At 41.2% G+C, this 25290-nt stretch carries 18 protein-coding genes and 1 pseudogene; 18 read left to right on the plus strand and 1 reads right to left on the minus strand.

Annotation, left to right across the window (positions count from 1 at the left end):
• The first annotated feature begins 45 nt into the window (after nt 1–45).
• The 18 genes and pseudogenes from I6G50_RS10000 (at nt 46) to recA (ending at nt 23722) form a co-directional block, all read left to right on the plus strand.
• On the plus strand, nt 46–1719 hold the full coding sequence (locus I6G50_RS10000) for a peptide ABC transporter substrate-binding protein (RefSeq protein ID WP_197908731.1): 1674 nt from the start codon (nt 46–48) through the stop codon (nt 1717–1719).
• A 73-nt stretch (nt 1720–1792) separates the two neighbouring features.
• Complete coding sequence (locus tag I6G50_RS10005) at nt 1793–2710, plus strand: ABC transporter permease (protein ID WP_003134387.1); 918 nt, start codon at nt 1793–1795, stop codon at nt 2708–2710.
• Between the two features lie 15 nt (nt 2711–2725).
• Nucleotides 2726–3760: an ABC transporter permease gene (locus I6G50_RS10010; RefSeq protein WP_081165405.1), complete on the plus strand. Its 1035-nt coding sequence runs from the start codon at nt 2726–2728 to the stop codon at nt 3758–3760.
• A gap of 16 nt (nt 3761–3776) precedes the next feature.
• Nucleotides 3777–4838 (plus strand): annotated as a pseudogene (locus I6G50_RS10015) (ABC transporter ATP-binding protein).
• Nucleotides 4838–5773 (plus strand): ABC transporter ATP-binding protein, encoded by a 936-nt coding sequence (locus tag I6G50_RS10020; RefSeq protein WP_003134381.1) that lies wholly within the window; start codon nt 4838–4840, stop codon nt 5771–5773. Before I6G50_RS10015 ends, I6G50_RS10020 begins: the two are co-directional and overlap by 1 nt.
• A gap of 139 nt (nt 5774–5912) precedes the next feature.
• A complete protein-coding gene (locus I6G50_RS10025; RefSeq protein WP_197908732.1) occupies nt 5913–6356 on the plus strand; it encodes a divergent PAP2 family protein in 444 nt (147 codons plus the stop codon).
• Nucleotides 6357–6495: 139 nt separating this feature from the next.
• Nucleotides 6496–8067, plus strand: coding sequence for a peptide chain release factor 3 (locus tag I6G50_RS10030; RefSeq protein ID WP_081165397.1), 1572 nt, complete (start codon nt 6496–6498; stop codon nt 8065–8067).
• A 235-nt stretch (nt 8068–8302) separates the two neighbouring features.
• A complete protein-coding gene (locus I6G50_RS10035) occupies nt 8303–9934 on the plus strand; it encodes a DEAD/DEAH box helicase (protein ID WP_003134376.1) in 1632 nt (543 codons plus the stop codon).
• A 554-nt stretch (nt 9935–10488) separates the two neighbouring features.
• On the plus strand, nt 10489–11505 hold the full coding sequence (locus I6G50_RS10040; RefSeq protein WP_197908733.1) for a signal peptidase I: 1017 nt from the start codon (nt 10489–10491) through the stop codon (nt 11503–11505).
• Nucleotides 11506–11552: 47 nt separating this feature from the next.
• The gene (locus I6G50_RS10045; RefSeq protein WP_197908734.1) at nt 11553–12560 is read left to right on the plus strand and encodes a hypothetical protein; all 1008 of its coding nucleotides are present in this window, start codon (nt 11553–11555) and stop codon (nt 12558–12560) included.
• Nucleotides 12561–12696: 136 nt separating this feature from the next.
• Nucleotides 12697–13776, plus strand: a complete 1080-nt coding sequence (locus I6G50_RS10050; protein WP_197908735.1) for a SepM family pheromone-processing serine protease — start codon at nt 12697–12699, stop codon at nt 13774–13776.
• A 270-nt stretch (nt 13777–14046) separates the two neighbouring features.
• Nucleotides 14047–15300, plus strand: a complete 1254-nt coding sequence (locus I6G50_RS10055; RefSeq protein WP_197908736.1) for a signal peptidase I — start codon at nt 14047–14049, stop codon at nt 15298–15300.
• Nucleotides 15287–16303 (plus strand): hypothetical protein, encoded by a 1017-nt coding sequence (locus I6G50_RS10060; RefSeq protein WP_197908737.1) that lies wholly within the window; start codon nt 15287–15289, stop codon nt 16301–16303. The genes I6G50_RS10055 and I6G50_RS10060 overlap by 14 nt, the downstream gene beginning before the upstream one ends.
• Before the next feature lie 99 nt (nt 16304–16402).
• Entirely contained in the window at nt 16403–17389 is a 987-nt protein-coding gene (locus I6G50_RS10065) for a hypothetical protein (RefSeq protein WP_197908739.1), read from the plus strand.
• Nucleotides 17390–17435: 46 nt separating this feature from the next.
• Complete coding sequence (locus I6G50_RS10070) at nt 17436–20387, plus strand: DUF7601 domain-containing protein (protein ID WP_197908740.1); 2952 nt, start codon at nt 17436–17438, stop codon at nt 20385–20387.
• A 178-nt stretch (nt 20388–20565) separates the two neighbouring features.
• Complete coding sequence (gene era, locus I6G50_RS10075) at nt 20566–21477, plus strand: GTPase Era (protein ID WP_081165371.1); 912 nt, start codon at nt 20566–20568, stop codon at nt 21475–21477.
• A gap of 168 nt (nt 21478–21645) precedes the next feature.
• Nucleotides 21646–22470 (plus strand): DNA-formamidopyrimidine glycosylase, encoded by an 825-nt coding sequence (mutM, locus tag I6G50_RS10080; protein ID WP_197908742.1) that lies wholly within the window; start codon nt 21646–21648, stop codon nt 22468–22470.
• A 100-nt stretch (nt 22471–22570) separates the two neighbouring features.
• Nucleotides 22571–23722, plus strand: a complete 1152-nt coding sequence (gene recA / locus I6G50_RS10085; protein WP_197908743.1) for a recombinase RecA — start codon at nt 22571–22573, stop codon at nt 23720–23722.
• A gap of 35 nt (nt 23723–23757) precedes the next feature.
• Here the strand turns inward: recA and I6G50_RS10090 are convergent, their stop codons facing one another.
• Nucleotides 23758–25122, minus strand: a complete 1365-nt coding sequence (locus I6G50_RS10090; RefSeq protein WP_197908745.1) for an amino acid permease — start codon at nt 25120–25122, stop codon at nt 23758–23760.
• Nucleotides 25123–25290 lie beyond the last annotated feature (168 nt).

Here is a 25290-nt window from a genome sequence, read left to right on the forward strand (position 1 = left end):
CAAATGCAAAATTGTCGGATAAGTCAAACAGAAAGAGGATGTTACATGAATAATTGGAAAAAGGTATCATTAGGGACTCTTGCCCTAGCTTCGGTAGGGCTCTTAGCAGCATGTGGAAATGGCGGAGGCGATTCAAAAACTGCTACTCCACAACTTTCAGTTCCTACAAACATTGCTACATTGGACTCAGGCTTGGCAACAGACACATATTCAAACCTTTTCATCGGGAACACTCAAGAAGGTTTAACACGTGTTGACGAAGAAGGTGTTGCTCAAAATGCTTTGGCTTCTGACATTAAAGTATCAGACGATGGTTTGACTTACACTATTACATTGCGTGAAGGTCTTAAATGGTCAAATGGAGATTCACTGACAGCAAACGACTTCCTTTATTCATGGCAACGTGCTGTAAACCCAGCAACAGGTTCACAATACGCTTACTTGCTTGGTAACATCAAAAACGCCAATGAAATCAACTCAGGAAAAATTAAAGACCTCAATGAATTGGGCGTTAAAGTCAAAGGTGACACAGAGATTGTTGTAACATTGACACAACCTACACCATACTTTAAGTTCCTTCTTGCTAACTCTGTTTACATGCCTGTAAATAAAGGCGCAGTTGAGGAATTTGGTAAACAGTACGGTACTTCATCTGATAAAGTTGTTTACTCTGGACCATTCATGTTCAAGAAAGATGCAGGTTGGACTGGTACAAACAACAGCTATTCACTTGTGAAAAACCCAGATTACTATGACAAAGACGGTGTAAAATCAGAAGAAATTGGTTACACTGTACAATCAAACCCAAATACAGCCGTTCAGCTCTTTAAACAAGGCAAATTGGACCAAGCAAGTTTGAACACTATGGACTTGTACAATGCCAACAAAGACTATAATGATGGTAAAGACCTTGTTGTCTTAAAAGAAGCAACAACAGCTTACCTTCAATATAACCAATCAGGTGGTGGTACATCAAGCCCAGAAGTAGCTAAAGCTCTTCAAAACAAAAATATCCGTGATGCAATTAACTTAGCAACTGACCGTAAAGGTATCGTTGATCAGTTTATCCCAGCGGGTACAGTGGCTGAAACATTTACACCAGCAGGTATGTCTGTAACAGCAGATGGTACTGACTTTGCAGAATTTGCAAAACAAGATTATAAATACGATGCAGCGAAAGCTAAAGAACTTTGGGAAAAAGGTCTGAAAGAAGTCGGCGTAACATCATTGAATATTCAATATACAACAGATGCTGATGCCCCAGTTTCAAAATCTACTGCAGACTTCTTGCAAGCATCGCTTTCTAAAGCATTGCCAGGCTTGACACTTACTCAAAAAATCGTTCCTTTCCAACAACGTTTGAAAGATTCACAAAACCAAAACTTTGATATAGTTCTCTCTCTTTGGGGTGGTGACTACGCTGAACCATCAACATTCTTGCAACTCTTTGCAGATGGCTCAGGTTATAACGATGGGAAATTTGACAACCCTGCCTACCAAGCAGCTTGGACTAAAGCATCTACATTGCCAACGGTATTGGATGACAAAGCACGTGATGAAGCGTATAAAGAAGCAGAAACTGCCCTCTTTAGCGAATCAAGCATTAACCCACTTTATTACCGTGCAACACCAGCGCTCCGTAACCAACACCTTAAAGGTTTACAATTCAACTCAACAGGTTTGACTTACGATCTCAAAGGTGTTTACATCGAAAAATAGTAGGCACTAACATCAAACGAATAAGTAGGGCTTATTAGGCCTACTTTTCGTGCTTTTATTAAGGAATTTTTATATGTTAGCTAAATATCTTGTAAAACGTATCTTATTGATGCTCTTGACACTATTTGTAGTTATTACAGCGACGTTCTTCCTCATGCAGATCATGCCAGGAACGCCCTTTAATAACCCCAAATTAACCCCTGAGCAAATTCAACAATTAAATGTTGCATATGGTTTGGATAAACCACTGATTGTTCAGTATTTTATCTACCTTCAAAATGCTTTCACTGGTAACTTCGGAACTTCATTTACCTTTGCCAACCAACCTGTAAGTACAATGATTGGACAACGCTTGCCTGTTTCGGCTCAGCTTGGTTTTGAAGCTTTGATTATTGGTGTTGTTGTAGGAACATTCTTTGGTGTTGTTGCTGCACGCTTCAAAAATACTTGGATTGATGGACTTTTAAGTATCATCTCCACTGTCTTCTTCTCAGTACCTTCCTTCATTGTTGGTACTTTGCTCCTCCTTTACTTTGGTTATACTTGGGAACTCTTGCCAGTATCAGGTTGGGGAACCTTTTCTCAAACCATCTTGCCAGCCTTAGCGCTCTCTTTTGCACCTATGTCTCAGGTTATGAGTTTCGTTCGTGCACAGATGATTGAGTCACTGTCATCAGATTATATCTTATTGGCACGTGCTAAAGGTTTGTCTGATCGTGAAGTACTCTGGAAACACGCGATTCGTAATTCATTGATTCCGATGCTGACATTGATCGGTCCGATGAGTGCGGGGCTTCTTACAGGTTCTGTACTTATTGAGTCAATCTTCTCAATACCAGGTATTGGGCAACAGTTCGTTCAGTCGATTCCATCAAAAGACTTCCCAGTCATTATGGGAACAACGGTCGTCTATGCTGTGATGTTGATGGCAATGATTTTAATCACTGACATTATTACAGCGTTTGTTGACCCACGTGTGCGTTTAGACTAGAAGGGAGGGAAGAAAATGGAAAATATTAACAGTAAATTTAAACTTGTAACAAATCGCGACTTTGAAGCGAGCGAAGCAATCGCAAAACCTGCCCTCACTTTTTGGCAAGACGCTTGGCGACGTTTCAAGAAAAACAAAATCGCAATGGTTGCGATGGTTGTCGTTGTCTTCACTCTTTTGTTCTCTGTGGTTTCAACAGTTTTTGTTCCTCAATCGGAAGCCAATAACTTTGACCCAAACCAGGTTCAAACCTATAAAAACTTACCTCCAAAGCTGGGAAATGTAAATATCCCGGGTTGGAATGGTAACTTTGCTGCTCCAGGTAGCACGATAGCTGAAGATCTCTATAAAGTTCAAAGTGTTCCAGAAGGTACATCTTTCATCTTTGGTACAGATGCCTTAGGACGTTCTATTGCTAAACGTACGATTGTCGGTTTGCGTATCTCCTTGATTATCGCCTTCGCTTCGATTGTCTTTGATGTCCTCATCGGTATCACCTATGGTCTAATCTCTGGATGGATTGGCGGAAAAGTTGACACCGTAATGCAGCGTATCATTGAAATCATCAGTTCTATCCCAAGTTTGGTTATTGTAACCATGTTTGGACTTTTGCTGGGACAAGGGATAATTTCAATCGTCCTTGCTATCGGTCTCTTTATCTGGACCGGTATTGCCCGGCAGGTGCGGAATATGACCCTGTCTCTGAAAGAACGAGAATTTGTTCTGGCTGCGAAAACTTTAGGGGCTAGTCCATTTAAAATCATGGTTAAACACCTTATTCCAAATATGCTGGGTGTTATCATCGTTCAAATTATGTTTGATATACCATCGGTTATCTTCTTTGAAGCTGTTCTTTCTGCGATTAACTTAGGTGTTAAACCGCCAACAGCATCATTGGGTTCATTGATTTCTGATGGTATTCAAAGCTTGCAATTCTATCCGTTCCAAGTTGCAGTACCTGCCGTAGTCTTGTCGCTCTTGTCACTCGCCTTCTTCCTCTTTGGTTACGGCTTGCGTGACGCATTTGATCCAAAATCTGGTCAAGACTAAGAAATGAGGAAGTAAAATGACTGAAAAAGAAGAAAAAGTACTTGAAGTAAAAAATCTGCATGTTAATTTTAAAACGTATGCTGGGAAGGTTAAAGCCATCCGTGATGTTTCGTTTGATTTGAAAAAAGGCGAAACCTTAGCCATCGTTGGGGAGTCATGATCAGGTAAATCTGTAACGACAAAAACCTTGATGGGACTAAATGCAGCAAACGCAGAGATTCCTAATGGACAAATCCTTTTCAAAGGACGAAATCTCTTAGATATAAAAGAAGAAGATTGGCAAAAAATCCGTGGAAATGAAATTTCGATGATTTTCCAAGACCCGATGACGTCATTGGATCCTACTATGCGTATCGGTAACCAAATTGCTGAACCCTTGATCAAGCACAGAGGCATGAAGAAAAAAGCCGCCTTGGTAAAAGCTTTGGAACTCATGAAAGCTGTTGGTATTCCACAAAGTGAACAACATATCAATGACTACCCGCACCAATGGTCTGGAGGGATGCGTCAACGTGCCGTTATCGCGATTGCGCTGGCTGCTGATCCCGAAATTCTTATCGCAGATGAGCCAACGACAGCCTTAGATGTAACGATTCAAGCACAAATCATGCAAATGATGTCAGAGTTGCAACAACGTATCGAGTCATCAATCATCTTTATTACCCACGACTTGGGTGTGGTTGCTGGCTTTGCGGACCGTGTTGCTGTGATGTATGCGGGAGAAATCGTTGAGTTTGGGACTGTGGAAGAAATCTTCTACAACCCGCAACATCCATACACATGGGGCTTGCTTGACTCAATGCCAACGGTTGATACCGATGGAGAACGTCTTGTTTCTATCCCTGGTACGCCTCCAGACTTGCTTCACCCACCAAAAGGTGATGCGTTCGCGCTGCGTAACCAACATGCTTTGGAAATTGATTTTGAAGAAGAACCGCCTTACTTTGAAGTTTCACCGACTCATCAAGTTAAATCTTGGCTTTTAGATGAGCGTTCACCAAAAGTAACGCCTTCTGAAAATATCCAGCACCGTTGGGCACGTTGGCAAGTAATGAAAATGAAGGGAAATGCTGAATAATGACTGAAGATAGAAAAAAACTTGTCGAATTCAAGGGCGTGGACCTGGTTTTCAACAAGGGTAAAAAAAATGTCAACAAGGCGATCAATGATGTTTCTTTTCACATTTATGAAGGAGAAACATTTGGTCTTGTAGGTGAATCAGGATCTGGTAAAACAACTATCGGCCGTGCGATCATGAAGCTATATGATATTAATAAAGGTGAAATTCACTTCAACGGCAAAGATGTGAGCAAGATTAAAGGTACTGAACTTAAAAAATTCCGTGAAAAAGTACAGATGATTTTCCAAGACCCGCAAGCTTCGTTAAATGGAAGAATGCGTGTTAAAGATATCATTGCTGAGGGAATCGATGTCAACGGCTTAGCAAAAAACTCAAGTGAACGTACAGAAAAAGTTAGAGAGTTGCTTCAACTTGTTGGTTTAAATCAAGACCATATGACACGTTATCCTCATGAGTTCTCTGGAGGACAGCGCCAACGTATCGGTATCGCCCGTGCCTTGGCAGTCAATCCTAAATTTATCGTAGCAGATGAGCCAATTTCGGCATTGGATGTATCTATCCAGGCTCAGGTTGTTAATTTGATGCGTGATATTCAAGAAAAAGAAGGTTTAACTTATCTTTTTATTGCCCATGATTTATCTATGGTTAAATATATCTCCGACCGTATCGGTGTGATGCACTGGGGTAAAATTCTTGAAATAGGATCTTCTGAGCAAGTTTATAATAATGCTCTCCATCCTTATACTCAATCACTGCTCAGCGCTATTCCAGCGCCAGACCCAATCTCAGAACGTAGTCGTGTGCCTCAGGCTTACGATCCCACAGCTGAGCTGGACGGGCAGCCTCGTGAACTCCGTGAAATTACGCCAGGACATTTTGTCCTTTCTACTGAAGCAGAAGCTGCTGAATATAGGAAAATTGCGATTTCATAAAAAATAAACTGCACCCTCCAAGGTGTAGTTTTTTGATAGATAAATAGATTGTTTTATTTTTGAATTCACTATAAATGGTATAAAATTAACTTAAGAGTGAATTGTCGTGTAGATTTATTTACAAGAAAAGGAGGGATATATGGATTTTTTTAAAGAAATTATTAGCAACCAAATATTAGTAACGGCTATAGTCGGTTGGTTTGCGGCACAAATAATAAAAATTTTCGTTGATATATTTCGTTATAAAAAGTTAGACTTGCGCTTGCTGTTTGCCACAGGTGGTATGCCCAGCTCTCATAGCGCCTTGGTTGTTTCGATGACGACAGCAACTGGGCTGACACAGGGCTTTGATTCAGCCATTTTTGCTATGGCAACGGTCTTTGCTTTTGTAGTTATGTATGATGCGCAAGGCATACGTCGGCAAGCAGGGACACACGCTTATATTCTGAATATCATCATCAAGACGATTGAAAATCCTAAGATTAATGCTGAAAGGGCTCTGAAAGAGTTGCTGGGACATACGCCACTGCAGGTTTTTGGAGGTGCAGTATTAGGGATTGTCGTGGCACTTCTTATGAATTAAAAGGGCTGTGAAGGCAGTCTTTTTTGGAGAAATCACACAAGTCTGACTTAAGTAAATTCTGAAACCTCAGAGAAAAGCAGCTTTTTTGCTTTTTTGGTATAATTGTAAGGCATAAACTTTGATAAGAATAGGTTAAAAAATGAATAGAGCAGAAGAAATAAAAAAACGCCGCACCTTTGCCATCATCAGTCACCCGGATGCTGGTAAAACAACGATTACGGAACAACTCCTTAAGTTTGGTGGTGCCATACGCGAAGCCGGAACGGTTAAAGCACGTAAAACAGGGAACTTTGCCAAATCAGACTGGATGGATATCGAAAAAGAACGTGGGATTTCGGTAACTTCATCCGTCATGCAATTTGACTACGCAGGAAAGCGTGTCAATATCTTGGATACCCCAGGGCATGAGGACTTCTCCGAGGATACCTATCGTACTTTGATGGCAGTAGATGCTGCTGTGATGGTTATTGACAGTGCCAAAGGTATTGAGGCCCAAACCAAAAAACTTTTCCAAGTTGTGAAGCGCCGTGGTATTCCCGTTTTCACCTTTATTAATAAACTGGACCGTGATGGTCGTGAGCCTTTGGACTTGCTGAGTGAGTTAGAAGACATCTTAGGGATTGCTTCTGTTCCGATGAACTGGCCGATTGGTATGGGAAAAAACTTCCAAGGGCTTTATGATTTCTATAATAACCGTATCGAGGTTTTTCAGCCAGAAAATGGAGAACGTTTTATTGAGCTCGATGAAAATGGAGAGATTGACGCCAGCTACCCACTGACAAACAACCCTTTTTATGCCCAAGCTATGGAAGACGCTGAACTCTTGCAAGATGCAGGTAATGAGTTTGATGAAAAAGAAGTCCTCGCAGGACAGCTGACCCCCGTCTTCTTTGGATCAGCCTTGACCGACTTTGGTGTGGAAACTTTCCTTGATACTTTCTTGACTTATGCCCCTGAACCAAACGGACATAAGACAGTGGATGATGAGATTATTGACCCCTTACGTGAAGAATTTTCAGGCTTTGTATTCAAAATTCAGGCCAACATGGATATTCGTCACCGTGACCGTATCGCCTTTGTTCGTATTGTTTCTGGTGAATTTGAGCGTGGGATGGGTGTGAAGCTTCTTCGTACAGGGAAACAAGTCAAACTTTCAAACGTTACACAGTTTATGGCTGAGTCACGTGAAAATGTAGAAAATGCTGTTGCTGGAGATATCATCGGGGTTTATGATACAGGTACTTACCAAGTCGGTGACACGCTAACAACAGGGAAGCTTAAAACAGCTTTTGAGCCTTTACCAACCTTTACACCAGAACTCTTTATGCGCGTGACCGCTAAAAATGTCATGAAGCAAAAATCTTTCCAAAAAGGGATCGAGCAGTTGGTTCAGGAAGGTGCGATTCAGCTTTATAAGACTTACACCACAGGCGAAATCATGCTCGGTGCGGTTGGTCAGCTCCAGTTTGAAGTTTTCAAACATCGTATGGAAAATGAATACAACTCCGAAATTATCATGACACCAATGGGCAGTAAAACCGTCCGTTGGATTAAACCTGAAGATTTGGATGAAAAAATGTCTTCTAGCCGAAATATTTTGGCACGCGATCGCTTTGACCATCCTCTCTTCCTGTTTGAAAATGACTTTGCCATGCGTTGGTTCAAGGATAAATACCCCGATGTTGAGTTGATGGAGCAGTTTTCTGTTTAATGAAAATGAGTTAAAAAGTCCTCTAAAATGAGGCTTTTTCTATCTGCAAAAAAGGACTTCAAAATAAAAAAAAAAAAATAAAAAAGGTAAGCATTTACATCTTTAAAAGTATGTTATAATAGTCAAGTTATATATTCAGGCGAGTTAAGACAAAGATTTTTTCGCCTGTAACTGAGCTTTCGAGCTTGGTCGTCATATTTGCTATAGGCAAATTTAGAAAATTATAGGTGAAACATTGAAATTCAACGAACTCGGCCTTTCAGAAGGCATTATCGAGACTCTTACAGCTATCGGTTATGAGCAGCCAACGCCAATCCAAGAGCAAACTATCCAACTTGCGCTCTCAGGACGTGACGTTCTCGGTCAAGCCCAAACTGGTACAGGGAAGACAGCCGCTTTTGGCCTCCCAACTATTGAAAAAATTAATCCAGAAAATAAAGCTATCCAAGCCCTTGTGATTGCTCCAACACGTGAACTTGCTGTCCAAGGACAAGAAGAACTCTTCCGCTTTGGTAAATCTAAAGGCCTTAAAGTGCGTACTGTCTTCGGTGGATCAAGCATCGAAAAACAAATCAAAGCGCTCCGTTCAGGTGCTCATATCGTTGTAGGTACACCAGGGCGTATGGTTGACTTGCTTAAACGTAAAGCACTTGACCTTTCACATCTTGAAACATTGATTCTTGATGAAGCAGACGAAATGCTCAACATGGGCTTCCTCGAAGACATCGAGTTTATCATTGGTAAAACACCAAGTGAACGTCAAACATTGCTCTTCTCAGCAACAATGCCAAATGACATCAAAAAAATTGGCGTGAAGTTCATGAAAAATCCAGAGCATATCAAGATTGCAGCTAAGGAAATGACAGCTGATCGTATTGATCAATACTACGTTAAATCAAAAGAATTTGAAAAATTTGATATCTTGACACGTTTGCTTGATGTGGAACGTCCTGAACTTGCTATTGTTTTTGGTCGTACAAAACGCCGTGTTGATGAAATCACACGTGGTTTGAAATTACGTGGCTACCGTGCCGAAGGTATTCACGGTGACTTGGACCAAAACAAACGTCTCCGCGTTTTGCGTGATTTTAAGGGCGGACATTTGGATATCTTGGTTGCGACAGACGTTGCGGCACGTGGACTTGACATCTCAGGTGTTACCCACGTTTATAACTACGATATTACCCAAGACCAAGAAAGTTATGTTCACCGTATCGGCCGTACAGGTCGTGCTGGTAAATCTGGTCGTTCTGTAACTTTTGTCAGCTACAATGAGATGGGTTACCTCCGTGCTATTGAAAAACTGACGAAGAAAGAAATGAAGAGCTTGCGTCCACCAACAAAAGAAGATGCTTACCAAGCCAGTCTTTCTGTTGCGATGGATGAAATTAAACGTGACTTACAAGAGGGCAGCCTTAAAGGTAAGTTGACGAAGTTTGATGCAGATGCAGAACAACTTATGGCAGAGTACGATGTGAAAGAACTCGTTGCTATGTTGATTCAAAGCCGCGTTAAAGACCCAGATAATATGCCTGACGTTCAAATCACAGCTGAACGCCCATTACCATTTAACGGTGAAGGCAAAGGCTTCAAGGGCAAAGGTAAAGGCGGTAATGGTAATAAAGGTGGCGGACGTTATGGCCGTGACCGTAATAACAACCGTGGCGGCCGTGGTGGCGACCGTGACCGTGATGGTAAAGGTGGTTACCGTGGTAAAGGCGGCGACCGTGATCGCGACGACAAAAAACGTAACTGGCGTGACCGTGATGACAAAAAACGTGACTATTACAAAAAAGACCGCAAACCTAAAACACAAGCAAGCGAAAAACAAGCAGGCTTCGTGATGCGTAACCGTGGTGATAAATAAAAAGTAAGCCTCTAAACTTACTCAGAAAAAAGACAAAGTCCTATGACTTTGTCTTTTTTTATTTTCCAAATCTAAGAAGTTTCTGAAAGATATCTACGCTCATGAGAGTATAGGTGACATAAGGGGAAGGCTCAACCTTAGAGGCACAACTTATAGGTAATATTTTATCTATGTTCTTATTTATTTTTATTTAAATTAGATTATTCTTATTAAATCATTTTGTGTTTCGTGCGATTTGTTATATTATTGTATGGAGATGTCATTTATGTAACCTTAAAGAAAAATAAGTTACATAAAGAAATGTATAGGATGGAAAAATTAGGATATTTTTAGTGAGTTTATCTATTCCTCTCCTAATTCAGAGGCTTTGTGTGTTCTTACTTTAGATAATTCATTATAAGTGAGGGGTGGGGCACCTAACTTAGTTTAGGCCAAACTTCTCCCGATGAAAGAAGATGCAGCAACGTGAAGCCGTCCTCATCAGGTTGATAAAAAGAGCAACAGTGTAATCTACTAAAAACTCATCCTTGAGGTGATAGATATGGTAAATAGAAATGGAAAACACTTTAAAAAACGTAAAAAACAAGTCTCATCCCTCACAAGATAGGCTGGGGAAAGATTCTGAGAGGAACAGCACTCAGGTAAGCCAAGAGTCATCAATGTCCAATAGCTTTTCTTTTAAGCAAGAGACGATTGATGCCTTAAAAAAAGAAGCTGAAGCCGCAGCACAAAAGGCCGCAGAACTTACTCAAAGACGCTCAACGCTCTCACATGAAGCTGTCCCGCAGATTTCAACCGTCTCATCAGAAGCGACTCCAGAAGAGACCCTTCTGATGATGCAAAACACCTTGCAGATGCAAATGAAAGAGTTTAAAGAGCAATTGAAAGCTCATCAAGAGTCGCAAGAACAACAAAATGCTACTCTAGCCATGGCTCCTCCTGAGGCAACAAAAACGGGCAAAGGAAAATGGTTAGGAAACATCGTGTTTTATATCTTGCTCACAGGCCTTTTCATCTTCATCGAGTCCGCCGTTATTTCGCAGAGTGAGGATACGACACCACGTAATATCGCAGGCTTTTCGCCCATGATTGTTCTTTCGGATAGTATGCGTGATGTCTATGCGCGTGACGACTTTATACTTACACGTGCTGTGGAACCTCGCTCACTGAGTGTTGGCGACGATATTACCTTTATAACCGAGCAAAACAGGACGGTCACTCACCGCATCGTTGGTATTCGCGAGAATCACCTTTCCACGGGGCAACGTGGGTTTGAGACCAAAGGGGTAAATAATACAACAGTCGATAGTGAGATTGTTCATGCCAGAAATGTGGTGGGGAGAGTCATCTTCTCAAGCTCAACCATTGGGCATGTGCTTGGTTTTATCCGAGAGAATATGTTGTTGGCTTTTATTACCTTTGTCCTTCTTCTAATCTTCTTAGATGTACTCGTCAAGTATGTTATTTCGCTCTTCCAAGTACGCAAGGAAAAGAAGAAGGGGCATATTGAAGGGAAGCCAGAGAAGCTCACAAGAAAAACAAAAAAACGCAAACAAAACTTGTCTGCCTAAGTCAGACGTTAATTAATGAAAAATATTATTAAAAATAAGGAGTATTTATGACAAAGAACAGAACATCTAAAAAGAAACTGTGGCCCGTAGTAGCTGCAGGAGCGGCATTACTTTTGGCAGGTACATTCGCCTGGACATCTTTCAGTCAACGTGCCTTGAATGACATTGATGGCCAACGCGTTCCAAATCATGGTGGACGTATCCACGACCAGTTTGACCGTGACTCAGGAAACAAAGATATCTTTGCGGAAAACTACGGTGAAAATACTTTATTTGTACGTATCAAGTTGAAAGAGTATATGGAGGTCGCAGGTCAGCCGGTCGATGATGATTCCACAGTAGACCCAGATGATTCAAATACTTGGACAACATTTATCCCTGGACCTGCCACAGGTGGGACCGTTGCAAATGATGATCGTCAAGGTGCGCGCAGTTCTCTTTTCAGTGATTATTGGGACTGGAACTTAGGTATGGAACGTATCCCAGGGACAACGATGTATTTTATGCCGACCTTTAATCATGACCCAAATAATATGCAAACAGCGGCAGCAGGTAATGCACGTGACTTTATCGTAGACGACGTGACACACCCAGGTGATGGTACAGAAGCTTTCTGGCAGTCGGGAGATACAGCAACGTCGATCATGCCAGTAGGTGCAGAGTTTGGTGGCACAAACACAGCAGCAGCTGTTTTAGCCCAAGATCGTCCTCCACTTACAGCAGGCCAATGGATGGATCTCTCAACTTCTGGGCGTCGTGTAGGTCAAACATGGATCATCGACCAAGCCAGTGGTTGGGCTTACTATGCCGTTCCTCTAGAGTCTGGTGAAGCGACATCTTATCTTCTTGATGACATTGCCCAAAGCGCTGACTTTAATGACAACTTGACTGCGAACTTCCCAGGAGCAGAAGCCCATGACTGGAAATACAGCATCCATGTTATTGGTGAGTTTGTATCTTTTGATGATCTTGATCAATTTCTTGATAATCCAGAGGATGACACTGCAGGAGCGAGAGAAATTGTAGCGCATCTTGAAAATGAACACACACCATAAGCATTACTTAGTTTTTATATAAGTCTAAAGGAAATAAAAAGAGAAGGATACAGTGAAAAAATATTTTTTCATGCCATCTTCTCTTTTTTATCTCTCTGTGTTGTCAACCAAATATCTCAACAAAAGGTAATTAAGCATGAAAAAGTATGTTCCTAAAAATTTAAGGGCTCTTATTAAAATAATTTGTCTTGTACTCTTGTGCTTGCTCCTCATCTTGCCCTTACCTTACCGTATCGAAATACCAGGAGAAGCCAAACCGTTGAACGAGAGTATTGTGGTTTCCGGGCATGGAGCGCCCGTACGCTCGGGTGGAGGTTTTTACCTTCCTACGGTTAAAACTGCGCCAGTGAATATCAGTCTTCTCATTTATAATTTATTTGATAGGTATTCGGAAATTCATCCCATAACCTCAGATGCACAAGCGATGTCTAAAAAGCAGCAAGAGGAGACTATTAGCCAGTTGCAGATGCGAGTTTCCGAGAATATTGCTGTATGGGAAGCCTTTCGCTTAGCAAAAAAGCCTATAGACTTTGAGTATGGGGGAGCTTACGTTACAGAAGTGGCAAGATATTCAAGTTTTCACAATAAGTTAAGGCCTTTGGATTTGATTACTCATCTGGATGGACCGCGTTTTGAAAGTAACGAGGAGATGCTGGACTATATAAAAAAGCAGAAGGTTGGAGACCAAGTTACTCTGAAATTTCAACGGGAGATGGATGGAGAGAAAAAGGAACAAGAGGTAGAAGGAAACTATATCCAGCTTGATAATGGCAAAACGGGGATAGGTATGTCGCTTATGGAAAACACAAGTCTTATAAGCAACCCAGAAGTCAAGATAAAAGTTGGCGATATTAGTGGTCCTTCAGGCGGTTTACTTTTTACTTTGGATATTTACAGCAAGCTTACAGGGAAAGACATAACGAAAGGACGCAAAGTGGCCGGTAGCGCCTCTATCACTGTTGGCGGTGCAGTATGGCCTGTTGGCGGTATTCGCCAAAAGGTGGTGGCTGCTGAACGTCAAGATATAGATGTCTTCTTTGTCTATAGCAACGGCAGGGCGGTCGGAGATTATAATTATCTTGAAGCAAAGGAAACCGTAAAATGGTTGCGTTCAGACATGTCGATAATACCCATAGATAACGTGAATGATGCTATAGAATATCTGGAGGGACGAAACAGGACTTGGATCCAAGGAAGTGATGCCAAAGATGTGTAAATCCTCTTTCTACATTACCTGAACAGGAAGAAATATTTTGTGTGCGCTCAAAACTTATTGGAGGATATTAAATGAGAGAAGTGGACAAATATATTTTTTATTTTTATTTTTTAATATATTGTTTTTTTGATATAATAGAACCATAAAAATGTGTAATCATAATGAAATCTATAAAATCAATATTCATCAATATGTAACTTTAGACTTATTTTTTAATTAAATAGCGCGTAGCACTAAATAATACATTTCGATTAGAAAGGAGAAGGAAGTATGAACAAAGTCCCGAAGAAACAAAAGTCAGAAGGAAAGGTTGTCTATCATGATCTTAGCGGTGGTGAAGATTTTGCGACAGCTGCCTGTGATTTTCCAGAAGATATACAGGCGATTCAAGAGAGAGTGAGAGCAGCGATTCGCGCCACTGAGGCAAGCTATGAGGCCTCTATCTTAGACACCCCTACGACAAAGAAGTCTTTTGAAAAAGTTCTAGAAGTTCACTACCCTTCTTCTCAAAAAAATGAGCCAACAATAGTTTTTCCAGCTGCACATAAAGTAGAGGAACCACCTTCCATATCTGCTCAATCCGTTGTTGTAGAGCCAAAGCAAGCAACGGAGAAAGCGAAGAAAAAAACCTATACGCATGAAGCTCAAAAAAAATCTTTACGTTCTAACAAGCTAGCAGAGGAGGCTCCAGCAGCACGGTCTGAAAATTCTCCCCGCCAAGAAGGAAGCTATCTTTACTATAATGCCTCTCCCAAAGAAGCTAAGCATTATCCGACAATTGTTGTAAATAAGTTAACCGTATCGACTGCACCACGCGCAGAGTTTTATAAGGAGCATCAGCTAGCCTTGAAAAATGAGGGTAAAAATAAAGAAGCCTCAAAGTTCAAACCCAAACCCAAATCTAAAGGTGCTGGAATTCTGAGTAATACTATTTTCTATCTAATTATTATTCTTCTTTTAGTCTTTCTAGAATCAAGTGTGATTTTACAAAATGAAAATGATAAGCCAGTAAATCTGGCAGGGTTTTCACCCATGACTGTACTCTCTAATTCGATGAAAAGTGTTTATCCTAAAGGAAGCTTACTGGTGACACGTCAAGTAAATCCTCAAACCCTTAATATTGGAGACGATATCACTTTTATTACTGAGGCAAATCGAACAGTTACACACCGGATTGTGGGTATCGAAGAAGACTATCTTCGAACACGTGAGCGTGGCTTTGTAACTAAGGGCGTAGATAACGCGCGTGAAGATGCCGAAATCGTTCATGCTAATAATGTAGTGGGTAGAGTCATCTTTTCAAGTTATCCTTTGGGCAGGATTGTCCAATTTATTCGAGAACATCTAGTGATTTCGGTCATTCTCATGCTGGTCCTCGTACTTATCTTACATGAAATGTTGAGTTTCTTTATTACAAGATTGAAGCAGGGAAAAACAAGAAAAAACAGAAGAATTAAACCAAAGAATAGAGTGAAACGGCGTAAAGTAAGAGAAAGGAAGGTACTGTCTCATGAGGCAATCTAACTTTCTCTCGAAAATCACTTTTAAAAAAAGGTATATTATTCCCGCCCTCTTACTTGTTGTCTTAAGTGCGACTTCAGCAGGCACATTTACATGGACATCTATTAGTCAGCGGGCAGTCAATGAAACTCGTTTTGAATCTCTTCCAGGCGGACGTTTACATGATGATTTTGAAGGTTTAGCTCATCTGGAAAATCAACGTGGCCGAACGAATAAAGATGTCTTTGTGGAAAATTATTCTTCAGAAAATATCTTGACACGTGTAAGACTCAGTGAGTACATGGAGGTAGGCGCAGGCGCTGGTCAAACAGCAAACAACCAAGCCGTGCCACTCAGTGATGCAGGACTAGAAAATGCCACTCTTGCAGACCATAACTCTTGGGCTGTGGTTAGGCCTAGCGGGCTGCTATCCGATGGGGTAACAGTTTCTCGCTTGCGGGATTATGTGACTCTTCATCTTGGTGATGATAACAGTCGTCCCAAAATCTTTATGCCCACCTTTAACCAAAATAATCAAAACCAAGAATCGAATACAACAGGCCGAGGGCTTGAGACTTTAACGGGAACATATAATACCAACTTAGGTATCGCAATGCCAGGAACACATAATCAGTGGAACTTAGGGCAGACACACACTTCGACCCTACGAACATGGGATGAAAGAAATGGTGCAGAAGTCTTGACCGCAAATGTGACCCATACTGCACAAGCAACCGTCCTATCAGAGCGGGGTGGCTATATCACGATGAGCGAGTGGATGGCTTCTGGTCGCCCAACAGGTAATTTTTGGGTGCATGACAATGACGGTTGGCTTTATTGGGCTACATGGTTGCCTCAAGAGACAGCCACTAGCTTGTTATTAGATGCTTTAGAGGTAAATTTTAATAATAAGGATACATTTTATGGGATGCATGTTGAGTCAGACGTGGCTACAGCTGAAGGAATAGATCAATGGCAGGGTGTGTCAGCTTCTGCTGGTGAACTGATGCAGGGCATTATAAGCTAAGACGAGCAAAGAGAAAGTATCTTATAGGAAGAAGAAATATTTATCCATGAAACTGTCTCATTTTTACTTGGTAGAATTAAAGAATAGAGAAGCAAACTTATGAAAAAAAGTATCAAATCTTTTACCACCCTGTGCGCTTTAGCTGCCAGTTTAGTCTTGGTAGGCGGGACCTTTGCTTATACAAACATGGGACAACGTGCTCTAAATATGCTTGAAGGGGACAAGCCACTCGTATATGGCGGCCGCGTCCATGACTATTTCGATGATGCAACAGGGAACAAAGATGTCTTTGTGGAAAACTTTGGCAGTGAGCCTCTTATTGCGCGTGTGAAGTTTACAGAGCTGTTTATGCACAATGACAGATCACTGATTGAGAGTGGGGATATTGATATGAACGATCCGCTGACTTGGCCTACTTGGATACCTGGGCCTGAAGCCACTACGACCCCTTTAGGAACTGAAGCTCTCGGTACACGTATTGGAGTAAATACACCCCTCAATGCTTATTTTCACTTGGCGCTAGGTCAAGCCACTCAGGATGCCCAGCGGCCTTGGTTTATGCCCACCTTCAACAGAGATTCTACTTCTACGAGGACTGCGGCTGCAGGGGTAGGACGTGATGTGGAAACAGGGAGCGCTACACACCCGGGCAAGGGCACGGCTAACTATTGGACGGCAGGGATGTTTGGCAACTCTATCATGGGTCCACCAGAGTCTGCGGAGCAGCAGGAAACAAAACAGGTACTTAATCAAGCGCGTCCGCCCATGACTTTTGCCCAATGGCAAACACTGGCAGTAGATGACCGTGTAGGTAATTTCTGGGTGATTGATCAAGAAACGGGATGGGCTTATTGGGCAAATCTCTTATCGGGAGGGCAAGCCACCAGTTTCCTCTTGGACAGCAAGCGCGCACAACCTGCCCTGAGTACCCTTAAAGGCGCTGGTTCTTATCAAATTCATGTCATTGGACAGTTTTCTAGTAATGATACAGCTTATCTTGCCGAGTTTTGGACGGAAGATGCAGCTGCAAATCTCAACCCCGCAAATGGCCAAAGTATTGTCCAAACGATTCGGGAACAAAACTGACTGATCAAAGTAACAACTGTAGAAAACAGCAGAAAGGAGCACCGTCTTGTACAGACTTAAACAGATTTTAAGTAAATTAACAGTGAAAAGTCGTGTCTTACTTTCTGCTCTTTTGTTAACAATGATTGTGACAGGTATTACGGGAACCATGGCATGGAACAGTGGCAGACAAAGCGCCCTCAATCTTGGCCAGACACGGATTGGCGAACGACCTGTACATTTACTTAAGCTGGAGATTGATACGGAGGGAAATCAAACGGAACTTCCTGTGCCTGGTGCAGATTTCTTACTTTTTGAAATTCCGGCAAATAATCCCGATAGTCCTGTACAGATTCAAGCCACCTTTACTACAGACCAAGAGGGTCGAATAACTGTTTCACTGCCACCAGGACGTTATTTTTTCCAAGAAATTCGTTTGCCTTATGGCTTTGCTCCAGATCTTGATAGCGAAAATCAACCCATTAGGCGCTATGACTTTACTGTCACTGAAGAGAGTAATAATGAAAGACCGATTGTTACAGCCTACAACCGTCGATTGGCGGGGGATTTAATTATCGAAAAAACACTGGTGAATGACGATGGGCACCCCCTCTCTCCAGAGCAATTGGCACAACTCTTTGAATTTCGAGTAACCTTTTCAGACGGCGGAACCTATAAGTACCAAATTGATGGTCAAGGTGCTATGCATGAGCTGTCTTCTGGGGAGACATTGAGCCTACGCCATGGGCAACGTGCAGTGTTTACTGGCATTCCTGTCGGTGTCCACTATATGGTAGAGGAAATTAATTTTCAAAATGGTCAAGCCAATAACTCCTCGGGGAATATTCATTCTGAACCCTCACTAGCAGCTTTTACCAACCGTGATATGACCCGCAGAGGGAATTTAATTTTAGAAAAAGAAGTTGTAAACTCAGATGGCTCAGGTGTAACTCCTGAGCAAAAGCTCATCGACTTTAACTTTGAAGTTGAACTTTCAAATGTCCCAGATGGAGCAAGTTTCCGTTATACGACCAATCGTTACCAAATTGATGATGACCCTAATAACGATGCGGATACGCGTGAGGGTACAGTTTCGAGTGGTGATACACTCACACTTCGTCATGGTGAAATCCTTACCATCCACAACTTACCGGTAGGTGCTTCCTACAAGATCCGTGAAGTAGCAACTGCAGGCTTTGTTTCTGGTACGGAGACAGTGCAAGGGAATATCGTTCAAGATACAACGCCGCATCACCGCTTTGTCAATAGTTACCAAGTGGGTGGCGTTGAGCCTGAGCCAGCTACTCTGTCTTTTGAAAAGCAAGTGGTTTCAGAGAATGAAGCCATGCTCGAAAGAGAGTTTGAGTTTGAAGTGACTTTTGAACCGAGCGATGGTCAAACTTTCCAATATCGGATTATCGAAGGTAGCACCGAGGGCGCTTTACAAGACTTTATATCTGGCGATACTATCCGCCTCCGTCATGGTCAGAAGGTCGTCTTTGCTGATTTACCTGCTGGTTTGGCTTATAATATCCGTGAAATTCCAAGCGATGATTTCTTTGAAATGCTTGATGAGGCAAATGGTACGACCATAATTGGCGGCACTTCACACCATCTTTTCATCAACCGTGAAGTGCCCAGTGGTTCTGCTCAACTCGTCATTGAAAAAAATGTTGTAGGCACAGGCTATGATGCGAATCATGAATTCTTGTTTGATCTTTATATCAATGATGTTAAACAGGATGAAGTGATTCGTTTAAGAAGTGGCCAAAGTTCAACACCAATCACTCTTGCCTTAGGTGACCGTTGGCGCGTTGTTGAGCATGACAGCTTCGGGGCTGGTTTTATCCAGATAGGTATTAGTAATGGTACAGGAAGCGTTGAGATTGGGCATCTTGGACAAGTTATTCATGTCCGCCAAACCAACCGCTATATTCACGAAAGGATAACCTTATCAGGAGTCAAAAGCTGGGAGATGCCTGAAGGGATTCAGCCCCCACAAGAGATTACACTGCAGCTCATGCAAGACAATCATGTGGTAAGGCAAATAAATGTTACAGGACCAACTTGGACCTATACTTTTGAAAACTTACCAAAGTTTGATAGTGCAGGAAACGAGATCCAATATCGTATCCGAGAAGTTCCTGTTCCCGGTTGGAATGCGGTAACTAACCCTGAGAGTATTAATATTCAGAATGTCTGGATGGCTCCGATTAGAGGCAGCTTAGAGATTGAAAAGCAACTCACTGGCGACAGCAGCCCGCATGACGAGAAATTTGAATTTGTGATGAATCCAGGTAATCATGTGGTGAACATTACGAATAGCGGCCGTGCACGTTTTCCAGAAGTAACCTTTGAGCGGCCAGGTACTTTTGAGTTTACTATTCATGAAACGCGCGGGAGTACACTGGGGTGGACTTACGACAATACAGAATACAAGTGGTTTGCAAGAGTTGAACTACAGGGTGGCACACTTGTTATGGCAGAGCAATGGCTCACTAAAAATGGCGAACGTGTCCAAGGTTTACGCCCCGTATTTGTCAATCGTTTTGACAGTTCAGCTTTGCTGACAGAGACAATTAATATTCCTGTTAAGAAGACATGGGTTCATAAGGAATTAACCGTAAACTTACAACCCCAATCTATCATCATTCAGCTGATGGTAGATGGCAGGGAAATAAGTCGCCGGCAGCTCTCACTAAAAACTCAGTGGCAAACACTATTCCAAGATTTACCACGTTATGATGCGGACGGACAAGAAGTCGATTATCAAGTGAAGGAACTCCCCGTTAATGGTTATGATGTTGAGATAACAGGTAATGCTCAAGAAGGATTTAGTATCCGAAATACCTACGTCGGTATGACCGAACCTCCGAGCAAGACGCCAGATGCTCCAAGTACTACTGAACGGTTGCCTGATGTTGGAGATACACTGACAATCACGGCTATCGTCTTAGGATTTGTCTGCATGCGTATCGCTTATTTACTCTATAAAGAAAATAGAACCGACAAGACTTAAAACAAAAAAGAGGAACCAAGTTATAACTTCGTTCTTCTTTTTTTATTTAGGACGCCACTCAAGCCAGTAGAGCAGGAGGTACCTTGAGAATATAAGGCATATTTTGTCTCCCTGCTATCGTCAGGAGCAAAGTGCGAGAGGGGGAGAATAAATGGAGGAAATATGATAGAATAGCTCTATGACAAATAATACATTTAAATCAGGATTTGTAGCGATTTTAGGTCGTCCCAATGTTGGTAAATCAACATTTTTAAATCATGTAATGGGCCAAAAAATTGCGATCATGAGTGACAAGCCACAAACAACACGTAATAAAATTCAAGGAATTTATACGACAGATAAGGAACAAATTATTTTTATTGATACGCCTGGTATCCACAAGCCACATAATGCCTTGGGCGATTTCATGGTTCAGTCTGCTTATTCAACTTTGCGTGAATGTGATATGGTACTTTTCATGGTTGCTGCAGATGAGCCACGTTCAACGGGTGAAAACATGATTATTGAACGTTTAAAAACCGCAGATGTTCCAGTTATTTTAGTTGTCAATAAGATTGACAAAGTACATCCAGATGCTCTCTTTGAAACAGTATCAGACTATACTTCACAAATGGAGTTTGCTGAAGTGGTTCCTATTTCAGCACTTCAAGGGAACAATACTGAACGCTTGCTTGAAACATTAAGTTCAAAACTTGAAGAAGGCCCACAATATTTCCCAGAAGACATGGTTACTGATCATCCAGAGCGCTTTCTTGTCAGTGAAATGATTCGTGAAAAAATATTGCTTTTGACCCGTGAGGAAGTTCCACATAGCATTGCTGTAACGACGGACTCGATGAAACGTGACGAAGAGACAGGTAAAATCCATATTATGGCAACAATCATCGTTGAACGCAAGAGCCAAAAAGGGATTATTCTTGGTAAAGGTGGCGATATGATTCGCAAGATTGGTAAACTGGCTCGCCGTGATATCGAGTTGATGCTTGGAGATAAGGTTTATCTTGAAACTTGGGTGAAGATAAAAAATGACTGGCGCGACCGTAAAATGGACTTGTCTGACTTTGGTTACAAAAAAGAAGATTATATGTAATAGGAGGCTCTTAGGAGCTTCTTTTTTTATTCATGTAATATCGAAAAAACCAATATAATATGTTGATTTTATAGCGAAAATAGAATATAATATTGATAGGTTCAATATTTAGTGGCTAAAAAATATAGTCAATGTATAAACCCAATAACAGATAGGATACTAAAACAGATGCCTGAATTACCAGAAGTCGAAAATGTTCGGCAAGGCTTGGAAAAGCTGGTGAGAAATAAAACAATACTAGAGATTAGCAGTCCTTATCCTAGAATGGTTCTAACAGGATTCGAGGAATTAAAAAAGGAGCTTGAAAATCAAAAAATTAGAGAAGTAAAGCGACGTGGAAAGTACTTACTTTTTGATTTTGGTCAGTGGACTTTGATTTCTCATCTGCGTATGGAAGGGAAGTATCGGGTCGAGCCTTTAGAGTTTATAAGGCAAAAACATGATCATATTTTTGTAAGCTTTGCGGATGCGGTGCTTGTGTATGCTGACGTTCGTAAGTTTGGGACTTGGGAATTATTACCTTCAAAAGATGTGGAGCAGTATTTTATTTCCAAAAAGATAGGACCAGAGCCCACCTTTGAAGATTTTGATGAAGAAGGTTTTTCTGAAAGGTTGAAAAAATCTCAGAAAAAGATAAAGCCGTATTTATTAGACCAGACTTTAGTTGCTGGCTTGGGAAATATCTATGTGGATGAAGTACTGTGGCGTGCACAGGTGCATCCAGAAACACTTGCCTCCCACTTAAGTAAAGCACAGATTCATGCCATCCATGACTATACAATAGAAGTATTACAGACAGCAGTTGAGCGTGGTGGATCCAGCATACGTACCTATAAAAATGCTATGGGTAAGGAGGGAAGTATGCAGGATCTTCTTATGGTTTATGGTAAAAAGGGTGCGATATGTCCACGGTGTCAGATAGCTGAGATTGAAAAAATAAAAGTTGCAGGACGTGGGACGCATTTTTGCCCCAACTGTCAAAAATTAAAGTGAAAACTTAATTTTTTTACGTATAGAATTATGCAGTGTAATCAGTTTCAAACAAATTGAAAAATGTTATAATATAAAGAATAAGAGATTAACGGAGAAGATAATGGCTACAAAGAAAAAGAAAAAATTAGAAGATATTACTAAAAAATATGGAGCAGAACGTGAAAAAGCGTTAAAAGATGCTCTTGATTTGATTGAAAAAGATTTTGGTAAAGGGTCTTTGATGCGTTTGGGTGAGGCTGCCAGCCAAAAAGTTCAAGTCACAAGCTCAGGGAGCTTAGCTCTTGATATTGCCCTTGGAGCAGGTGGCTATCCTAAAGGACGTATCATTGAAATTTATGGTCCTGAAAGCTCAGGTAAAACAACAGTTGCGCTTCACGCAGTTGCGCAAGTACAAGCCGAGGGTGGTATTGCAGCCTTTATCGATGCAGAACACGCTTTGGATCCCGTATATGCTGCTTCGATCGGTGTTGATGTGGATCAGCTTCTCTTATCACAACCAGACTATGGTGAACAAGGTCTACAAATCGCAGAAAAATTGATCGAGTCAGGGGCAGTTGACCTCGTTGTTGTAGACTCGGTTGCAGCTTTGACACCACGTGCTGAAATTGACGGTGAAATCGGTGATTCTACAGTCGGTTTACAAGCGCGTATGATGAGCCAAGCGATGCGCAAACTTGCTGCTGGTATCAATAAAACAAAGACAACAGCTATCTTCATTAACCAATTGCGTGAAAAAGTTGGAGTGATGTTTGGTAGTCCAGAAACAACACCTGGTGGACGTGCGCTTAAATTTTACGCATCTGTACGTTTAGATGTTCGTGGAAGTACTAAAATTGAAGAAGGTTCTGGTGATAACAAAACCGCTATCGGTAAATTGACTAAAATTAAAGTCGTTAAAAATAAAGTAGCTCCACCATTTAAAGTAGCTTTGGTAGACATCATGTTTGGTGAAGGTATTTCTAAGACTGGTGAACTTTTAACAATTGCGGTTGAAGAAGGCATTGTTAAAAAAGCAGGTGCTTGGTTCTCTTATAATGACGAAAAAATCGGTCAAGGTGCAGAAAAAGCCAAAGCTTTCCTTAAAGATAATCCAGAAATCTTTGACGAAATCGACCGCAAGGTCCGTCAAAGTTATGGTTTGATTGAAGGAAGCGAAGAAGAAGATACCGAAGTTGTTAAAGATAAAAAAACAGAGGAAAAAGCCAAAGTTGAACCTTCAGATGTAGAAGAAATTGAACTTGAGTTAGAATAATAAAAAAAACTTCTGAATTCAGAAGTTTTTTTTATTTATAAATCTACTGGTTTTTCTTTGCGAAGATATGAAACAATACCAAAGATAACAATCCAAATTGCAGAACCAATAGCAGGTATGCGCGTATCTTTAAAGAAGAAGAGCGAGATAAAGATTAGGCTAAAAGCGAAGATTGTTACTGGAACTAAGACAGTCGGCATAGGAACTTTGAAGCCGTCTTTCATATATTCACTTGATTTGCGATATTTTGTATAAGCAATCAAGGTCATGATGTAGACAATCAAGAATAGATTTGTAGCGACACTTGTAATAAATACAAACCCGTTCGACACCCCAGGAATAAGTGAAATAAAGGGAGCCAAGAATATCAAGGCTGCTGTAAAGAAGAGCGCATTCGTTGGTATTCCATTTTTAGAAAGTTTGGTGAAAGGCTGTAATGCCTTATCTCCATGTAATTTTGAAAGGGAGAAAAGATTACGTGTTGTTGAAAAGAGGGCAGAGTTAAGAGCAGAAGCTGCTGAAGTTAATACAACAAAGTTAATAAGAGCTGCTGCCCACTTAAAGCCGATCAAATCAAAAACCATAACAAAGGGTGACTGATCTGCGGGTATATCTGTCCAGTGGTAAATTGACATAATCGCAGTCAATGCACCAATGTAGAAAATTAAAATACGAATGGGGATTTGATTGATGGCTTTTTTAAGGGTTGGACGAGGATCCAAAGTTTCTGCTGCAGTCATACCGATAAATTCCATCGCTACAAAGGCAAACATAACCATTTGGAAGCTTCCGATAAAGTTAGAAATTCCATTAGGGAAGAACGAGAAGCCCTTGGTTACATTACTTAAGCTTACGGCATTTCCATCGGCCTGAAAACCACTAAAAGCCATAACAACAGCCGCAACGATTAACCCAACGATGGCCACGATTTTTATCATTCCAAACCAAAACTCAGTTTCACCAAAGAAGCGCGCATTTAAGGTGTTTAAAGCTGTTAATGCCACAAGGATGATTGTTTCGGTAAGCCAGACTGGTACACTAGGCAACCAAAACTGGATGTAGACCCCAACAGCAGTTAACTCTGCCATAGCCATGAAGATAACAACCAGCCAATAAGACCATTGAATAAAGTATCCGGCTTTGTTACCTAGATAACGGCTAACAAAATTGAGGAAAGAATGTTGCTCAGGGTCCATATAAAGCATCTCACCGATTGCTCGGAGCAAGACAAACATTAATGCGCCAATAATGATATAAATCAGTAGTATGGATGGGCCAGTCATACTGATAGACTGCCCAGCTCCTAAGAAGAGACCTGTTCCGATAGTTCCCGCGATTGCAATAAGCTGAATGTGACGATTTTTCAGACCTCTCTGGGTCTGATTGTTTTCATTATTCATAAAAACCTTTCTGTAATTTTATATACAATTATATATATTATCAGTTAATTATATCTTTTTTGAATTAATTTAGCAAGATTTTTTGAGATCGACTTTTTTTGAAGAGTAAAAAGTTTCGTATTGAGTAAATGAGGGACGCTGTTTTTTAATGAAAAATTGCTGCGTCCG

Source organism: Lactococcus garvieae, from assembly GCF_016027715.1.
Classification (GTDB): Bacteria; Bacillota; Bacilli; order Lactobacillales; family Streptococcaceae; genus Lactococcus; species Lactococcus garvieae_A.